General features: G+C 61.9%; 12 protein-coding genes. 11 read left to right on the top strand and 1 reads right to left on the bottom strand.

The features are described from left to right. Nucleotides 1-29: 29 nt before the first annotated feature. The 3 genes from nagB-II to AC6R19_RS15535 are packed head-to-tail and all read left to right on the top strand — an operon-like array spanning nt 30 to nt 3,544. Nucleotides 30-1,028, top strand: coding sequence for a glucosamine-6-phosphate deaminase NagB-II (gene nagB-II / locus AC6R19_RS15545; protein ID WP_500580750.1), 999 nt, complete (start codon nt 30-32; stop codon nt 1,026-1,028). A 24-nt stretch (nt 1,029-1,052) separates the two neighbouring features. Beyond that, the gene (gene nagA, locus AC6R19_RS15540; RefSeq protein ID WP_500580749.1) at nt 1,053-2,177 is read left to right on the top strand and encodes an N-acetylglucosamine-6-phosphate deacetylase; all 1,125 of its coding nucleotides are present in this window, start codon (nt 1,053-1,055) and stop codon (nt 2,175-2,177) included. 50 nt (nt 2,178-2,227) lie between these two features. Further along, nucleotides 2,228-3,544: a sugar MFS transporter gene (locus AC6R19_RS15535; protein ID WP_500580748.1), complete on the top strand. Its 1,317-nt coding sequence runs from the start codon at nt 2,228-2,230 to the stop codon at nt 3,542-3,544. Nucleotides 3,545-3,735: 191 nt separating this feature from the next. Here AC6R19_RS15535 and AC6R19_RS15530 read toward each other — a convergent pair whose 3' ends face one another. After that, a complete protein-coding gene (locus AC6R19_RS15530; RefSeq protein ID WP_500580747.1) occupies nt 3,736-4,782 on the bottom strand; it encodes a LacI family DNA-binding transcriptional regulator in 1,047 nt (348 codons plus the stop codon). Between the two features lie 357 nt (nt 4,783-5,139). Between AC6R19_RS15530 and pgi the strand changes: the two genes are divergently transcribed. The 8 genes from pgi (at nt 5,140) to AC6R19_RS15490 (ending at nt 17,474) form a co-directional block, all read left to right on the top strand. Further along, the gene (pgi, locus tag AC6R19_RS15525) at nt 5,140-6,804 is read left to right on the top strand and encodes a glucose-6-phosphate isomerase (protein ID WP_500580746.1); all 1,665 of its coding nucleotides are present in this window, start codon (nt 5,140-5,142) and stop codon (nt 6,802-6,804) included. 17 nt (nt 6,805-6,821) lie between these two features. Further along, nucleotides 6,822-8,639 (top strand): phosphogluconate dehydratase, encoded by a 1,818-nt coding sequence (gene edd, locus AC6R19_RS15520; RefSeq protein ID WP_500580745.1) that lies wholly within the window; start codon nt 6,822-6,824, stop codon nt 8,637-8,639. Between the two features lie 86 nt (nt 8,640-8,725). Continuing rightward, nucleotides 8,726-10,186, top strand: coding sequence for a glucose-6-phosphate dehydrogenase (zwf, locus tag AC6R19_RS15515; protein WP_500580744.1), 1,461 nt, complete (start codon nt 8,726-8,728; stop codon nt 10,184-10,186). Nucleotides 10,187-10,200: 14 nt separating this feature from the next. Then, nucleotides 10,201-10,911 (top strand): 6-phosphogluconolactonase, encoded by a 711-nt coding sequence (gene pgl / locus AC6R19_RS15510; RefSeq protein WP_500580743.1) that lies wholly within the window; start codon nt 10,201-10,203, stop codon nt 10,909-10,911. A 148-nt stretch (nt 10,912-11,059) separates the two neighbouring features. Beyond that, the gene (locus tag AC6R19_RS15505; RefSeq protein WP_500580742.1) at nt 11,060-11,683 is read left to right on the top strand and encodes a bifunctional 4-hydroxy-2-oxoglutarate aldolase/2-dehydro-3-deoxy-phosphogluconate aldolase; all 624 of its coding nucleotides are present in this window, start codon (nt 11,060-11,062) and stop codon (nt 11,681-11,683) included. Nucleotides 11,684-11,801: 118 nt separating this feature from the next. After that, the gene (gap, locus tag AC6R19_RS15500; RefSeq protein ID WP_500580741.1) at nt 11,802-12,836 is read left to right on the top strand and encodes a type I glyceraldehyde-3-phosphate dehydrogenase; all 1,035 of its coding nucleotides are present in this window, start codon (nt 11,802-11,804) and stop codon (nt 12,834-12,836) included. A 106-nt stretch (nt 12,837-12,942) separates the two neighbouring features. Next, nucleotides 12,943-14,379 (top strand): pyruvate kinase, encoded by a 1,437-nt coding sequence (gene pyk, locus AC6R19_RS15495; RefSeq protein ID WP_500580740.1) that lies wholly within the window; start codon nt 12,943-12,945, stop codon nt 14,377-14,379. Nucleotides 14,380-14,810: 431 nt separating this feature from the next. Further along, nucleotides 14,811-17,474 (top strand): TonB-dependent receptor, encoded by a 2,664-nt coding sequence (locus AC6R19_RS15490; protein WP_500580739.1) that lies wholly within the window; start codon nt 14,811-14,813, stop codon nt 17,472-17,474. The last annotated feature ends 15 nt before the right edge of the window (nt 17,475-17,489 follow it).

Genomic DNA, 17,489 nt, shown 5'->3' with positions numbered 1-17,489 from the left:
CCGCTGAGGCAACACAGGTAAATAGCGGTATGGCCACCACAGTAATGGAATCCGAGGCCCGCGAGGCGCCCGCGCGCATCGCCGAGCAATTGCGGAACAACGCCGACACCATGGCCCAGTTGGGCGAGCGCCTGCGCCGCGAGCCCCCCCGGTTCGTGATGATCGTCGGTCGCGGCTCCTCCGACCACGCCGGCGTCTTCGCCAAATACCTGATCGAAATCGAAACGGGCACGCCCACCTTCGCCGCGGCGCCGTCTGTCTCCAGCGTCTACGGGCGCAAGCTCAAATTGGAGGGCGCGCTGGTGCTGGTGATCTCCCAGTCCGGCCGCAGCCCGGACATCCTCGCCCAGGCGAAGATGGCCAAAGAGGCGGGTGCCTATACGGTGGCGCTGGTCAACGACGAGAGCGCGCCGATCAAGGATATCGTCGACCTGATGGTGCCCCTGAAGGCGGGGCCGGAAAAGGCGGTCGCCGCCACCAAGAGCTACCTCGCCACCCTGTCCGCAGTGCTGCAGCTGGTGGCCAACTGGACCGAAGACAAAGAGCTGCTCGGCGCGGTCAATGCGCTGCCGCAGACCCTGACCGAGGCGCTGGATTCCCAGATCCAGCTGCGCCCGGAAGACCTGGCCAGCGTGAAGAACCTGGTGGTGCTCGGCCGCGGTCCCGGCTACGGCATCACCCGGGAGCTGGCGCTGAAACTGAAGGAGGTCTGCAATATCCACGCGGAGTCCTTCTCCAGCGCGGAATTCCTGCACGGCCCGGTGACTCTCGTCGAGCAGAAGCTCACCGTGGTCAATGTGCCCATCGAGGATGAGTCCTACAAGGCCCACAGCGAGCAGATCGCCGACATCATCCGCCGCGGCGGCACCCTGGTGAACCTGCATGTGCCGAGCAAGGGCGTGCACCCGCGGGTGGCGCCGCTGGCGCTGCTGCAGCGTTTCTATATCGATGTCGCCCATGTGGCGGTCAGCCGCGGCATCAACCCGGACGAGCCGGCCGGCCTGAAGAAAGTCACCCAGACGGTTTGAGCAGCGAAGTTGGAGTCTGTAGTGGTGCACACACTGATAGCGGAACGGCTCTTCGACGGCGAACAGATCCGCCGCGATGTCCCGCTGGCCATCGGCGACGACGGTCGTATCCGGTCCCTCGGCGGCGAGGCGCCGGCGGACGCCGAGCGGCTTGCGGGGTTGCTGGCCCCGGGCCTGGTGGATGTGCAGGTCAACGGCGGCGGCGGTGTCCTGTTCAACAACGACCCCAGCGTAAACGCGCTGGGTAGGATGAGCGCTGCCCACGCGCGCTTCGGCACCACCGGCTTCGTGCCGACCCTGATCACCGACGAGCTGGACGTGATGCAGCGGGCCGCGGATGCGGTCAGCGCCGCGTTGCGCGAGGGCGTGCCCGGCGTAATTGGCGTGCACTTCGAGGGGCCGCACCTGAGTGCGCCCAAGAAGGGCACCCACGAGGAGAGGTTTATTCGCCCGCTCAGCGACGAGGAACTGGCGATCTACGCCCGCGACGACCTGGGCATCAAGCTGGTCACCCTGGCGCCGGAGAATGTACCGACGCAGGATATCCGCAAGCTGGTTTCCCTGGGCGTGAAGGTGTGCCTCGGCCACTCCAATGCCGACGGCGCCACCGCTGCGGCGGCGCTGGCGGCCGGTGCGACCGGCTTTACCCATCTGTACAACGCCATGTCGCCGCTGCAGTCCCGCGAGCCGGGCATGGTGGGTACCGCGCTGATCAGCGACGGCGCCTGGTGCGGACTCATCGCCGACGGCCACCATGTCTGCGCCGAGTCGATGCTGCTGGCCCTGAAGGCCAAGCCCCGCGGCAAGGTCATGCTGGTGACCGATGCCATGTCCCTGGTGGGCAGCGGCGAGACCAGCTTCCCGCTGTTCGACCGGGTGGTGACGAAAGTGGGCGACAGGCTCACATCCACCACCGGCGAACTGGCCGGCTCGCACCTGGATATGATCGGCGCCGTGCGCAATATCCGCGACTGGTGTGGGGTGGAACTGGAGGAGGCGCTGCGCATGGGGGGGCTCTACCCGGCGCAGTTCCTGGGCTCCGATGCCGGCCGGATAGCTGCCGGCGCGCCCGCGGACCTGATTTTGCTGGACGGGAATTTACAGGTGCAGAAAACCTGGATAGGCGGCAGGGAAGTCTTTTCAAAGTAAGTTTGAAGTTAGTTTCGAAAAAACCACGATAACGATAAAAAGGTGCTCCTATGGAAACCGCAATAGCAACCCGGGGTGAGTCGAAAAGCAGCCTGCTGCCGATGGCGATTATCGGCATGCTGTTCTTTATCTTCGGCTTTGTGACCTGGCTGAATGGCTCCCTGATTCCGTTCCTGAAAATTCTCTGTGACCTGAACGACTTTCAGGCACTGTTCGTGACCTTCGCCTTCTATATCGCCTACACGGTGATGGCGCTGCCGATGTCCTTTATCCTGCGGCGCACCGGCTACCGCGACGGCATGGCCATAGGCCTGGGAATCATGGGGGGGGCGGCACTGGTCTTTATTCCCGCCGCGCAGACCGGCAGCTACCCGGTTTTCCTGCTGGCCCTGTTCGGCCTCGGCGCCGGCCTGACGATCCTGCAGACCGCCTCCAACCCCTACGTGGTCAAGGTAGGACCGCCAGAGAGTGCGGCCACCCGTATCGCGGTGATGGGCATTATCAACAAGGGAGCCGGCGTGCTGGCACCGATGGTCTTTACCGCGCTGGTTCTGTCCGGTCTCTCCGACTTCAACTCCGAGACCATCGCCAAACTGGGTGAGGCTGGGCGCGCGGCCAGGCTTGAAGAGGTTTCCAATCGCCTGGTGATGCCGTACATCTACATGGCGGCGCTGCTGTTCCTGTTGGTGGGCCTGGTGAAATTCTCCGGCCTGCCGGAAATCGAGGAGGAGGGCGGTGCCGACAGCGAGAGCAAATCCGGTGTCTGGCAATTCCCTCAGGTGGTGCTGGGCGCGCTGGCGCTGTTCACCTACGTGGGAGTGGAAGTGATCGCCGGCGATACCATCGGCCTCTACGGCGAGGGCCTGGGTGTGAGCAACTTCGCCTCGCTGACCTCCTACACCATGGTGTTTATGGTGGTCGGCTACCTGATCGGCGTCACCTGTATCCCGCGCTTTATCTCCCAGCAGCAGGCGCTGCTGGGCTCCGCCATCGCCGGTTCCCTGTGTGTGCTGGGGGTGGTCTTCAGCTCTGCGGAGAGTACCGCGATTGCGGGCGTACTCTGGGGCTGGTCGGGTATCCCGGTGGTGCCGGATACGGTGACCTTCGTCGCCCTGATGGGCCTGGCCCACGCCCTGGTGTGGCCGGCGGTCTGGCCGCTGGCACTGGACGGCCTCGGCAAGTTCACTGCCCAGGGCTCCGCGCTACTGATCATGGGCATCGCCGGCGGTGCGATTATTCCGCTGGTATTCGGTCAGGTCGGCGAAATGGCGGAGAGCACCCGCACGGGCTACTGGGTCGCGCTGCCCTGCTATTTGTACATCCTCTTCTACGCCCTCAAGGGACACAAGCTGCGCAGCTGGAAGTAACGCTTTAATTTGTAACCTGTCTGTTTTTTTCTCTTTGGTTCTCGTCATCTTTGCCCTCTTCGTGAGGGCGTTTTTTTTAATGCGGAATGATGAGTGCGGAATACGCGATCTAGCGTCGTACACGTCCGAGTGAATCCGGGCCGCATCTACGCTTGATAAAAGGCGGGGTTCGGGCTGCTCCTGTTCCGCATTCATTTCGGCGCGGGCCCACTCGAGTCCCGCACCACCAGCTCCGGCGTAAACTCCCTCTTGATCCCCGCCTCCTTGCTGGCCGTGCCGCTCTCCGTTGCGCCCTTGCTGCGCGCCTTGCTCAGCACCAGGGCGGCGGCGCACTTGGCGATTTCATTGTTGGGCTGGTGGGCGGTGGTCAGTTTGGGCCAGGTCTGGCGGGAGAAGGGACTGTCCTCGAAGCCGACGATGGAGAGCTGTTCGGGAATCTCGATATGCATCAGGCGCGCGGCGAAGAGAGCGCCCGCGGCCATTTCGTCGTTGCTGGCAAAGATGGCCGTGGGCGGGTTGGCGGACTGCAGCAGTTTCTTGGCGCCCTCCACGCCGGAATCAAAGGAGTACTCGCCTTTTAATATCAGGTCTTCCTCGATCGGCAGGCCGGCGTCCTGCATCGCGCGGCGGTAGCCGTCCAGGCGGGCGTGGGTGGAGACGTGCTCCTCGCCGCCGCAGAGGAAGCCGATGCGCTTGTGATCCAGCTGTAGCAGGTGTCGGGTGAGGTCGTAAGCGGCCGCGCTGTCGTCCACCTGGATGCAGTTTTCCTCATCCTCCTCGGCCGCCGCGGCGGAGACGATACGCACATAGTCCACGTTCAGGGACTTGACGGTATCTATTACCGCCTGGGTCTCGGAAAAGGGCGGGGTCAGTACCAGGCCGGCAATTCTCGAGTGCTCCACCAGGTTTTTCAGTTCGTCGTGCACCGCCTCCGACTTGGAATTGCTCGGGTGGATCAGCAGCTCATAGCCGCGCGCCTTGCAGGCTTCGAGTATGCCGTTCTGCATATCGATCACATAGTAGGCGTTGGGGTTGTCGTAGATAAAGGCGATGGTGTAAGAGCGGGTGCCGGCCAGGTTGCGCGCGGCGAGGTTGGGCTGGTAGTTCAGTGCCGCGACCGCCTCCATCACCTTCTTCCTGGTTGCCGGGCGCACCGAGGGTTCGTTGTTGATGACGCGGGAAACGGTCTTGATGGAGACGCCGGCCTGGGCGGCGACATCGTTGATGGTGACTTTCATCTAGGGCGTTGTCCTTATTGTGGAGGCCCCTGCCTGTATCGTGAGCAGAGGTGAATGCCGTTTCTGGGGCTTCGCAGTGCCGACCAGCCTGGGGTCTTGAGGCCAAAGGCGACATTTTATCAGCAAATGCCCGCCTTTTTCCCTTGCGCCAAATGGACGCACTCCTGCATGGGCAGTCAGGCCTGATCCTGAAACTCTACTACAATAATAAATTGACAGCGTTGTCTTTGTGTGGGAGCCTTTAATTTGCAATGACAGCGTTGTCATTTGTCGCGGAAGGCTGGCAGATGACTGCAGAAGAACAATAACCGGTGTCCGATTCCTACTGTCGGCACTCGTATTCCATGGGGATTTTTTATGGATATCACCCGACTTCCCAGTTGGCAGAAGCTCAATTCCCTGGCGCAATCCATGCGCGACCGCCACCTGCGTGAACTCTTCGCCGGGGACCCGGACAGGGCGGCGCGTTTTTCCCTCGAACTGCCGGAATTCCTGTTCGATTTTTCCAAGAACCTGATCGATGACGAAGTTTTTGTAAATTTATTACAGTTGGCCCGCGACGCTGATCTGGAGCAGTGGCGCGACGACCTGTTCGCCGGCACGCCGATCAATCGCACCGAGGGGCGCCCGGTTCTACATCCCGCATTGCGGGGCGGGTCGGCGGAAGCCGTGGCGCTGGACGGCACTCCGGTGAGCACCCGGGTGCAAAGCGAGTTGGGGCGCTTGAAAGAGTTTGTAAATTTACTACATAATGGCGGCCTGACGGGTTGCACCGGCAGGCGCATCACCGATGTGGTCAACCTCGGCGTCGGCGGCTCCCATCTGGGCCCGCAGATGGCGATAGAGGCGTTGCGTGCCTACCGGCGCGGCGATATGCGGGTGCACTTCGTCTCCAATGTGGACGGAGCCCAGTTGGCCGACACCCTGGCGCAGCTGGATGCGGAGACGACCCTGTTCGTGGTTTCGTCGAAGACCTTCACCACCACCGAGACCATGACCAATGCGCGCAGCGCGCTGCGCTGGTTCGGTGAGCTGGCGGACCGTGAGGAGATACTGCGGAGGCACTTTGTCGCGGTGACGGCCAGTCCGGAAAAGGCGCGCGCCTTCGGAGTGGAGGCGCCGCGGATTTTCCGGTTCTGGAATTGGGTCGGCGGGCGCTTCTCGCTATGGTCGGCGATAGGGCTGCCCATCGCGATTGCCGTCGGCTTCGAGGGTTTTCGGGCGCTGCTCGATGGCGCGGCCAGTATGGACAGGCACTTCCGCGAGGCGCCGTTGGAGAAAAACGCGCCGGTGCTGATGGCGTTGGTGAGTCTCTGGTACTGCACCTTTATGGGCTATCCGACCCACGCCATTCTGCCCTACGAACAGGCGCTGCACATGCTGCCGGCCTACCTGCAGCAGGCGGAGATGGAGAGCAACGGCAAATCTACCACCAGGGCGGGGGAGGAGGCGGATTACGCGACCGGCCCCCTAATATGGGGCATGCTCGGCATCAACGGCCAGCATGCGTTCTACCAGTACCTGCACCAGAGCCCGCAGGTGGTGCCGGCGGACTTTATCGGCAGTGTCGCCCCTGGGCACGAACTGCCGGGCCATCATGAAATTCTGCTGGCCAATATGTTCGCCCAGAGCCAGGCATTGATGAACGGCGTCAGCCGGGAGGAAGTGGAAAGAGAGCTGGCGGCCAGGGGCATGGGCGCCGAGGAGATGGCCGCGCTGGCGCCCTACAAGGTGCACCGCGGCAACCGGCCCAGCAACACGATTCTGCTGCGCCGGCTGGACCCCCACTCCCTGGGCGCACTGATTGCCCTGTATGAGCACAAAATCTTTGCCCAGGGTGTGATTTTACAAATTTATTCTTTTGATCAGTGGGGCGTTGAACTGGGCAAGGGACTGGCCGCGGCACTACAACCACAGTTGGAGAGCGGCGAATCCGGCAACCAGGATGCCTCCACCGCTAAGCTGATCGACTACTACCAGCGGGTGAGTGCCGGCGCCGCGGCGCTGGACTTCGCCGGCTGACAAAAAACGGAAGAGTTATGGTACACAGCAAGGTTCGAGCAGTTACCGAGCGGATTATCGAGCGCAGCGAGGAGACCCGCGCGCAGTATCTCGCGCAGGTCGACAAGGCCCACTTCGAGGGTCGCGCCAGCAGCCGCCTGTCCTGCGGCAACCTGGCCCACGCCATCGCCGCCTCCACCGAGGAGGACAAGAACCTGATCGCCTCCGGACGCGGGCCCAACCTGGCGATAGTCACCGCCTACAACGACATGCTGTCGGCGCACCAGCCCTACGGCACCTATCCGCCGCTGCTGAAAGAGGCCGCCGCCCGCTGCGGCGCCACCGCCCAGGTGGCCGGCGGCGTGCCGGCCATGTGCGACGGCGTGACCCAGGGTCGCGCCGGCATGGAGCTCTCCCTCTTTTCCCGCGACGTGATCGCCATGTCCACGGCCATTGCCCTTTCCCACGACGTGTTCGAGGGGGCCATGTATCTCGGCATCTGCGACAAGATTGTTCCCGGGCTGGTGATCGGCGCCCTGGCCTTCGGCCATCTGCCGGCGGTATTCGTGCCGGCGGGCCCCATGCCTACTGGCCTGTCGAATTCTGAGAAAGTGCGCGTGCGCCAGCTCTACGCCGAGGGCAAGGTGGGCCGCAAGGAACTGCTGGAGGCGGAGAGTGCCTCCTACCACAGCCCTGGCACCTGCACCTTCTACGGCACAGCCAACTCCAACCAGATGCTGGTGGAAATCATGGGCCTGCAGCTGCCGGGCAGCTCCTTCGTGAACCCGGGCACCGAGCTGCGCAGCGCGCTGAACGAGGCCGCGGTCAAGCAGCTGGTGCAGATTACCGAGCCCAGCCAGCACACGCCTATCGCCAAGATTCTGACCGAGAAGGCCTTCGTCAACGGCATCGTCGGCCTGCTCGCCACCGGGGGCTCCACCAACCACACGCTGCACCTGGTGGCCATGGCCCGCGCCGCCGGTATCCAACTGACCTGGCAGGATATGGCGGAGCTGTCCGACGTGGTGCCACTGTTGTGCCACGTCTACCCGAACGGCACCGCCGACATCAACCACTTCGCCGCTGCCGGCGGCATGCAGTTCCTGATTCGCGAACTGCTGGGCGCCGGCCTGCTGCACGACGACGTGCACACGGTACTCGGCAACTCCGGTATGAAGCCCTACTGCCAGGACCCCTTCCTCAGCGAGGACAAGAGCGGCGTCGTCTGGCGCCCGACCCCGGAGAAGAGCGGTGATCCCGAAGTCATCCGCCCGGTGAGCGAACCCTTCTCCCACCACGGCGGACTGCAGTTGCTGGAGGGAAACCTGGGCCGCAGCGTGATCAAGGTCTCCGCGCTCAAGTCCGAGCACCTGCACGTGAAGGCGCCGGCAGTGGTCTTCGACAGCCAGGACCAGCTGCTGGAGCGCTTCAAGGCCGGCGAGCTGGAGAAAGACTTTATCGCCGTGGTGCGCTTCCAGGGCCCGCAGGCCAACGGCATGCCGGAACTGCACAAGCTGACCCCGACCCTGGGCGTGCTGCAGGATCGCGGCTTCAAGGTGGCGTTGATAACCGACGGCCGCATGTCCGGTGCCTCCGGCAAGGTGCCGGCGGCGATTCACATATCGCCGGAGGCGGTCGAGGGTGGCCCCATCGCCAGGCTCCGCGACGGCGACCTGATCGAGCTGGACTCCAGCGCCGGAATACTGCGCGTACACTTGGACGACGCCGAACTGGCGGCGCGGGAGCCGGCCCAGTGCGACCTGTCGGAGAGCGCCAGCGGTATGGGCCGCGAGCTGTTCGCCAATATGCGCGCACTGGCCAGCGGCGCCGAGAGCGGTGCCAGTATTCTTTATTGATGAATTGCGGTGCGCACGGCGCACCCTACACAGCTGCGTAGGGTGCGCCGCGCGCACCAAAAACAGGAAAAATTCAGAGAAATCCTATGGCTAACCCCTTTGACATGGTGTTGTTTGGCGGCGGCGGTGACCTGGCGCTGCGCAAGCTGATCCCGGCCCTGTACCGCGCCCATATGGAGGGCAGCCTGGCAGAGGGCTGTCGCATACTGCCGGTATGCCGTCGCCAGGAGGACGCGGACCAGTATCTGGACACTGCCCAGCAGGCACTGAAAACGCACCTGCGCGAAGGCGAGTACAGCGAGAGCGTCTGGCAGGAGTTCAGCCAGCTGCTGCGCGCCGTGGCCCTGGATATCGCGGTGCCGGACGAGCAGTGGGACCAGCTGGCGGATATTCTCGGCAGCGATCCCGAACGGGTGCGCCTCTTCTACCTGGCGATTCCGCCGGCGGTGTTCGGCCCCTGCTGCGAGAACCTTTCCCTGAAAGGGCTGATTCACGAACAGTCCCGCGTGGTGGTGGAAAAGCCCCTGGGCTACAACGCGCGGACTTCCGACGAAATTAACAGCAAGATTGCCAGCTATTTTCCCGAAGAAAGCATTTTCCGCATCGATCACTACCTCGGTAAGGAAACCGTCCAGAACCTGCTGGCGCTGCGCTTCAGCAATGTGCTCTTCGAGCACCTGTGGGACGCCAGCACCATCGACCATATCCAGATCAGCATCTCCGAGACCGTCGGCCTGGAGGGCAGGGCGGGCTTCTACGATGAGACGGGCGCGCTGCGCGACATGGTGCAGAACCACCTGTTGCAGCTGCTGTGTCTGATCGCGATGGAATCCCCCAACAGCATGTCGGCGAAAAATATCCGCGCCGAGAAAATCAAGGTGCTGGAGGCGCTGCGCCCGCTGGTGGACGCGGCGGTGGACGAAAATATCGTCCGCGGCCAGTACGTTGCCGGTGGCCTCGGCACAGAGCTGGTGCCCGGCTACCTGGAGGAGCTGGAGGCGGCCACCAGCGGCACCGAAACCTTCGTTGCCATACGCGCCCATATCGACAACTGGCGCTGGGCCGGCGTGCCCTTCTATCTGCGCACCGGCAAGCGTATGGAGAAGCGCTGTGCCGAGATAGTGATTCAGTACAAGAAGGTCTCCCACCGTGTGTTCAGTCCGGAGGCGGGGGAGGTGCTGCCCAACCGCCTGGTGATCCGCCTGCAGCCCGAGGAAAGCATCAAGCTGGTACTGATGGCGAAGAAGATGGACAGCCTGGCCATGGAACTGCGGCCGGTGGAACTGAACCTGACCCTGTCCGATACCTACGACGTTTTCCGCAGCGACGCCTACAAGCGCCTGATGCTGGACGCAGCGGCCAATAATTCCGCACTGTTCATTCACCGCGAGGAAGTCGCAGCGGCCTGGGCCTGGATTGATCCGATCATCGATCACTGGCGCGACACCAACAACCAGCCGCATCTATACCGCGCCGGCAGCTGGGGCCCCCAGGCCGCCAGCGAACTGCTGGCCCGCGACGGCCGCCACTGGTTCAACGCCCAGTAAGGGAGAGGGATGCAATGGTAGAAGAAAAATTTTATTCGGATCGCGAGCGCCTGGTGCAGGCCCTGACCCACGACTGCGCCTGCGAACTGCAGAGGGGCATCAAGGAGCGCGGCCAGGCCAGCTTCCTGGTATCCGGCGGCAGCACACCGGAGCCGGTGTATCGCGAGCTCTCGAAAAGGCCACTGCCCTGGACGCAGATCACCGTCGGCCTGGTGGACGAGCGCTGGGTGGACAGGACCGAAAACGGCAGTAACCAGGCGTTTATCGAAAAGAGCCTGCTGCAGAACTGCGCCGCCGAGGCGCCCTTCCTGGGCATGAAAACCCCGCACGGCACCGCTGCCGAGGGCGAGGCGGACTGCGAGCGAGGTTACGGCGAACTGCCGAAACCCTTCGACGTCTGCGTGCTGGGCATGGGCAGCGACGGCCACACCGCCTCCCTGTTCCCGCACGCTGAGGGGCTGCAGGCGGCGCTGGACCCGAACTCGCAAAAGCTGTGCAGCGCCATTACCGCCAAGCAGAGCGAAGTCACCGGCAGCCATACGGAACGTATGACCCTGACCCTGGCGGCCATTCTGCAGGCAAGAGATATCAAGTTGCTGATCACCGGCGACGAAAAACTGAAGGTCTACCGCGAGGCGCTGCTCGGCAGCGACGAACTGGAGATGCCGGTGCGTAGCATTCTCAGGCAGGGCCTGAAACCGGTGACTGTCTACTGGGCGCCGTAAAGAACTCTCCCCGCTTGCGGGGACAAATCGGCAGGACTGCCGATTTGGACGCCGAAGGCGCCCGCGAAGCGGGTGAGGGCCATGGATGGCCCGAATCCACGGGCCGGGGGAGGGGCTTCCCCGGTAAACGAAAAACTGGAATTTAATGATGCAAAACAATCTCGCTGAAGTACTGGAACAGGCGGTCGTCGTCCCGGTACTGGTCATCGAAAAAACAGTGGACGCCCTGCCGCTCGCGGAAGCACTGGTGGAGGGGGGGCTGAATGTTCTCGAAGTCACCTTGCGCACCGAGGCGGCGCTGGCTGCCGTGGAGCAGATCGCCAAACACCTGCCGGATGCCCACGTCGGTACCGGCACAGTGCTGAACGGCGACGACATCCGCCGCTCCGTGGACGCCGGTGCGACCTTCATGGTCAGTCCCGGCGCCACCGAACAACTGCTGGACGCAGTGGAAAGTACCGAGGTGCCACTGCTCCCCGGTGCGGCCAATCCATCCGAGGTGATGCGCCTGCTGGAGCGCGGCTATCGCTACCAGAAGTTTTTCCCGGCCCAGGCCGCCGGCGGCGTGCCGATGCTGAAATCCATCGGCGGCCCCCTGTCGCAGGTGAAATTCTGTCCCACCGGCGGTATTGGCCCCAATAACGCCAGGGACTATCTGGCGCTGCCCAATGTGGTCTGCGTGGGCGGTTCCTGGATGGCGACGGCGAACCTGGTGCGCGAACAAAGATGGGCGGAAATCACCCGCCTGGCCAAACAGGCGGCGGAATTCTAGGGCCAAAGGCACCGTGAATATGTGGAGCGGTCGGGGCATCCCACGGCCGCGATCGCCACATCGGGCAACCGGTGAGCGAGAAAGGAATTAGCAAATTCAAATAATGAGGGTAAGCGAGATGAAAATTAAAATTGCCATCAACGGCTACGGCCGCATCGGTCGTAACGTCACCCGCGCCATCTACGAATCCGGCTACAACGATCGCGTGCAGCTGGTCGCGATCAACGACCTGGCACCGGTGGAGTCCAACGCACACCTGACCCGTTTCGACACGGTGCACGGCCGTTTCAACACCGAAGTCGCGGTCGACGGCGACGCGCTGGTTATCGGTGGTGACCGCGTGCAGGTCTGCCAGGAGCGCGATCCGGCGCAGCTGCCGTGGGAAGAGTTGGGCGTGGACCTGGTGCTGGAGTGCACCGGCCTGTTTACAGACAAGGCTGCGGCCTCCGCACACCTGAAGGCCGGCGCCAAGGCGGTCCTGATCAGCGCACCTTCCAAGGACGCGGACCTGACCGTGGTTTACGGCGTGAACGACGACAGGCTGACCGCGGATCACAAGGTGGTGTCCAACGCCTCCTGCACCACCAACTGCCTGGCGCCGGTGGCCAAGGCGCTGCACCGCGAACTGGGCATAGAGCGCGGCTTTATGACCACCGTGCACGCCTATACCAACGACCAGAACACCCAGGACGCGGTGCACAAGGATATCTACCGTGCCCGCGCCGCCGCCGATAACATGATTCCCACCAAGACCGGCGCCGCCGCGGCTGTGGGCCTGGTACTGCCGGAACTGAAGGGCCTTCTGGACGGCATGGCCGTGCGCGTGCCGGTAAACAATGTGTCCCTGGTGGACTGCCAGTTTATCGCCGGCCGCGAGACCACTGTGGATGAGGTCAATGCCATCATGCGGGCGGCTGCGGAGGCCAGCGGTGGTGTGCTGACCTGCTGTGAGCAGCCGCTGGTATCGTCCGACTTCAACCACACCACCGCATCCAGTCACTTCGACGCCAACCACACCCGCGTCAACGGCAACCTGGTCAAGGTGATGGCCTGGTACGACAACGAGTGGGGCTTCTCCCACCGCATGCTCGACACCAGCCTGGCCATGGCGGAGGCGCTGCAGCTTGATTCTGCCATAGCTGAAACCGCCTAAGTTTTTTCCTGTTGCTGCCCTCTCCCGCTTGCGGGAGAGGGGCCGGGGGGGAGAGGGTTATTCCCCTGGATCTTCTAATTTCCAAAATAAATTTCAACTGGTCCCTATGATTCGCCATACTAAAATCGTCGCCACTTTAGGTCCCGGCACCGACAAGCCCCATGTCATCGAGGAGATGATCCGCGCCGGTGTCAACATCGTGCGCCTGAATTTTTCCCACGGCTCCGCCGATGATCACCGGCGCCGGGTCGAGGAAGTGCGCCGCGCTTCAGCCGCGCAGAACAAGATGGTTGCCGTGCTGGGCGACCTGCAGGGCCCGAAGATCCGCATCGCGCGTTTCGCCGAGGGCAGCATCTGGCTGGAAAACAACAGCGAGTTTGCCCTGGACCTGGACTGCCCGGCGGATGGCGGGGACCAGCGCCGGGTCAACGTGGACTACCCGAGCCTGATCGCCGACTGCAAGGCGGGCAACATACTGCTGCTGGACGACGGCAAGATCCGCCTCGAAGTCACCGGCACCACGCCCACCAAGCTCTACTGTCGGGTGATGCAGGGCGGTAAGCTGTCCAACAACAAGGGCATCAACCTGCTCGGTGGCGGCCTGTCCGCGCCCGCACTGACGGAAAAGGATTACCGCGATATCAAATTGGCGGCGGAACTCGAAGTGGACTTTCTCGCGGTGAGCTTCCCGCGCTGTGCGGAAGACCTGGAGACCGCGCGCCGCGCCATGCAGGAGGCGGGCAGCCAGGCGGCTATCGTCGCCAAGGTGGAGCGCGCCGAAGCGGTCGCCGACGACGAGCAGATGGACAACCTGATCCGGGCTGCCGACGCCATCATGGTCGCCCGCGGCGACCTGGGGGTGGAGATCGGCGATCCCGCCCTGATCGGTGTGCAGAAAAAACTGATCAACCGCGCCAACGCCCTGAACCGCGGCGTGATCACCGCCACCCAGATGATGGAGTCTATGATCACCAGCCCGACGCCCACCCGCGCCGAGGTGATGGACGTGGCCAACGCAGTGCTGGACGGCACCGACGCGGTGATGCTGTCCGCGGAAACCGCCGCCGGTGACTACCCGGTGGCCGCGGTCGAGTCCATGAGCGAGGTGATTGTCGGCGCCGAGCAGTACCTGGGTAGCGTACCGCGTCCCGTTGCAAGCCAGGCTGCCTCCGAGCGCATCGACACGGTGATCGCCCAGGCGGCCATCGACGTGGCCGCACGGGTGGAGAACCTCTGTGCGATAGCGGCCCTGACCGAGTCCGGCCGTACCCCGCGCATCATGTCCCGCGCCACCACCCGGCTGCCGATCTACGCCCTGACCCGCCACCCGCGCGTGGCGCGCCAACTGGTGCTGCTGCGCGGCGTGGAGCCGGTGGAGTTCGACCCCGCCTCCGTGCCCCTCGGTCACCTGACCGAGTCGATCATCGAGGTACTGGGCTCCCGCCTGGACCTGCAGAAGGGGCAGCGCATCCTGATCACCCAGGGCGAGCGCCTGAACGTCGGCGGCCACACCAGCTCGATGCGCATCAAGGAAATCGAGTAGTTTTTGCTCAACCCGTTTCTCCCTCGCCGAGCGGCGAGGGAGAAACAAACCTTCCAGACTCTGATCTCGCTTCGCTATATCTCCCGCTGTTTATTTGATGATCAGCGTCGTGGTATTAGCAGCCATTTTTCTGTCATTTATGACTATTTGACCTTTGCCAATATAGCTGCCGGAAAGTGCCATAACTTGTTGTTTTATAAGAAACTTTGGCTGTCTTTGGAATTTCCTCGGCAATATCTGCGCTGAGTTAAGCCAACTGCGGGTTAAATGGCCCTTTAAGCAGTAGCTTTTTATTTTTTTTCTGTGTATTGTCTTCCGTGAGAATGACAGCGCTATCATAAAAATGAATGACAGCGCTATCATTTGGCGGTACAAGGTGAAAAAAATTTCTAACCAAACCTTTATATCAATAAAAAAGGAAGGGGAAATCAATGCTTAAGCGCAACAAACTCGCACTCTCCATCAGTGCGGCTGTCCTGACCGGTGGCCTGGTGGCTCCGCTTGCGGTTGCTCAGGACAGTGGCGAAGCTCTGGAAGAGGTTACTGTTACTGGTATTCGTGGAGCTCTGCAAGACGCTGTAAATATCAAGCGCGGCGCAACCAGCCTGGTTGACGCCGTATCGGCGGAAGATGTTGGCAAGTTCCCGGACTCTGATGTCGGTGAAGCTCTGGGGCGTATTCCCGGTATCACCGTAGGTCGCGCATTCGGTCAAGGTGCCTCTGTATCCATCCGCGGTGCAGCTCCGCAGATGACCCTGACCCAGCTGAATGGGCAAAATGTCGCGTCCACTGGCTGGTTCGATCAGATCCCGGTAGACCGCAGCTTTAACTACTCTTTACTGCCTTCTGAGCTGATCGGTGGTATCGAGGTTTACAAGACTTCCCAGGCTGATCTGAACGAAGGTGGTGTCGGCGGTACCGTAATCGTCAAGACCCGCAAGCCGCTGGATCTGGACGCAAACACTGCCTGGTTTGGCACCACCGCAAAAATAGGAACCGTCAGCGACGAGCTGGCACCGGAAGTGTCTGGCTTGTACAGTTGGAAAAATGACTCCGAGACTTTTGGTGTACTGGTATCCGCTGCAGCGGAAGACAGTGAGTATGTGCGTCGCGGTACCGAGTCCGACTACCGCTGGTGGGGTGACGTAGCACCGACTACCTTCCTGCAGGAGCGTGAGCGCAAGGCGCTGGACGTAACTCTGCAGTACGCCCCGAGCGAAAGCCTCTCCTTTACGCTGCACTCCATGTCCCTGGACCTGGAGGCAAACAACACCAACACCAGCCTGTACCTGTTCTCCCTGTTCGACAATGGTGGCCTGACCTGCCACACCACTAATGCAGCGGGTCTGTGTACTTCCAGCACCACCGAAAATTCGCAAGCCGGTGACCTCGCTCCGGGTTGGGCCAGTGGCTCCCTAGGCAACGAAACCTTCAACCAGACCTGGGGCCGCCTGTCTTCGATGAGCTCCAAGACATTCGATTTCGGAACTGAATACGAGGGGGATGGTTTCCGTGTAAGCGGCAACATCGGTTCCTCCAAGGCCGACGGCGGTACCGATTTCACCACCAACTTCTCTCACTTCCCGAGCATTCGCGCGGGCGACACCATGTCTCTGTGGGAAGGTTCCATTGATGCAACCGGCAAAGAAATCAAAATCCACCCGACCATGGATCCGAGCCTGACTCTGGATGACTACGGCGATACCCTTTCTCCCGAAGGTTGGGCAGTCGGTAGTGGCCCGGCCAATGACGAAGAGGTTTACGCACAAGTAGATGTCGAGTTCGACCTTGAAGCCGGCATTCTGACCTCTTTCAAAACCGGCGTTCGCTGGACCGATCACGAAGTAAACCGTCGCGCCTATCGCGGCGTGATCACCGACCCGGTTCAGGTTGCGTCCTCTGACATTTATGGTGGCTCTTTCGAGGTTGGCTCCCAGGGTTTCACTGCACCCAAGCCCAACCTGGGTGCCATGGTTGCCGCGACCCGAGCGAGTATCGACGAGTGGGTTGAGGCTCGTGCCGGTTACTCAGATCTGACCGAAGAGAACACTGCGCTGTACGGCATGTTCGAATTCGAGTCCGGCGCGGTTAGCGGTAATTTCGGTCTGCGCTATGTCTCTACCGACATCACCCGTACCCAGTACAAACTGGACGGTTCCGCCCTGGCTGCCGGTGATCTGCCGCGCAACAACGGCTACAGCTATTCTCTGACAGATCACAACGCCGACTACAGCGATGTTCTGCCGAGCGTTAACGTCGTATACGAACTGTCTGAAGAAGTTGTACTCCGCGCCGCGGCCTCTCAGACCATCTCGCGCCCGAACTACGACGATATGCTGGTTTCCTACTCCGGTTTCGACGACAGCAATGCACTCAACCAGACTGCGCGGCTTGGTAGCGAAAGCCTGAGTCCGATGAAGTCCACTAACTTCGATCTCGCACTCGAATACTACTACGGCGATGGCAACCTGGTTTCCGCAACCTACTTCGTCAAGTCTATCGACGACTTTGTAACCTCCAGTTTCCTCACTGACCAGTCTATCGGCCTGGTGGATCCGGATGGCGGTGATAGTTGGAATATCGAGACGCTGGAGAATGCCGGTGGTGCCGATATCCAGGGTATCGAGCTGCAGATTCAGCACGCTTTCGACAATGGATTTGGTATAGCGGCTAATTACACCTATACCGACGCTGAAGCACCTGAAGAAGCGTTTATGGATCAGCTGCCTATCTTCACCGAGTCTTCAGAGCATGCATATAACCTGGTGGGTTACTGGGAAAATGATGTGATCTCTGTTCGCGCAGCGTACAACTATCGTTCTGAGTACCTGATTCGAGACGGCGGTTTCTGGTATGGTAACCGCATGCACGACGACTATGGTTCTCTGGACCTGAGCTTTAACTGGTATGCTACCGAAAGCCTGGACGTTACCTTCGAGGCAATCAATGTGCTTGAGGAGGATGATATCCAGTACGGTGCAGCCGGCACTGAAAGCGCTGCGACCGGCATGAAGGCTTCTTTGCAAGAGGGCTTCCCGGCCTGGTCATTCCAGGGTGAGGCCGTCTACCAGCTGGGCGCCAGCTATAAGTTCTAAGGATCAGAGCTAAGA

The organism is Microbulbifer sp. SE14 (assembly GCF_059834885.1).
This window is presented reverse-complemented; position numbering and strand designations above follow the sequence as displayed.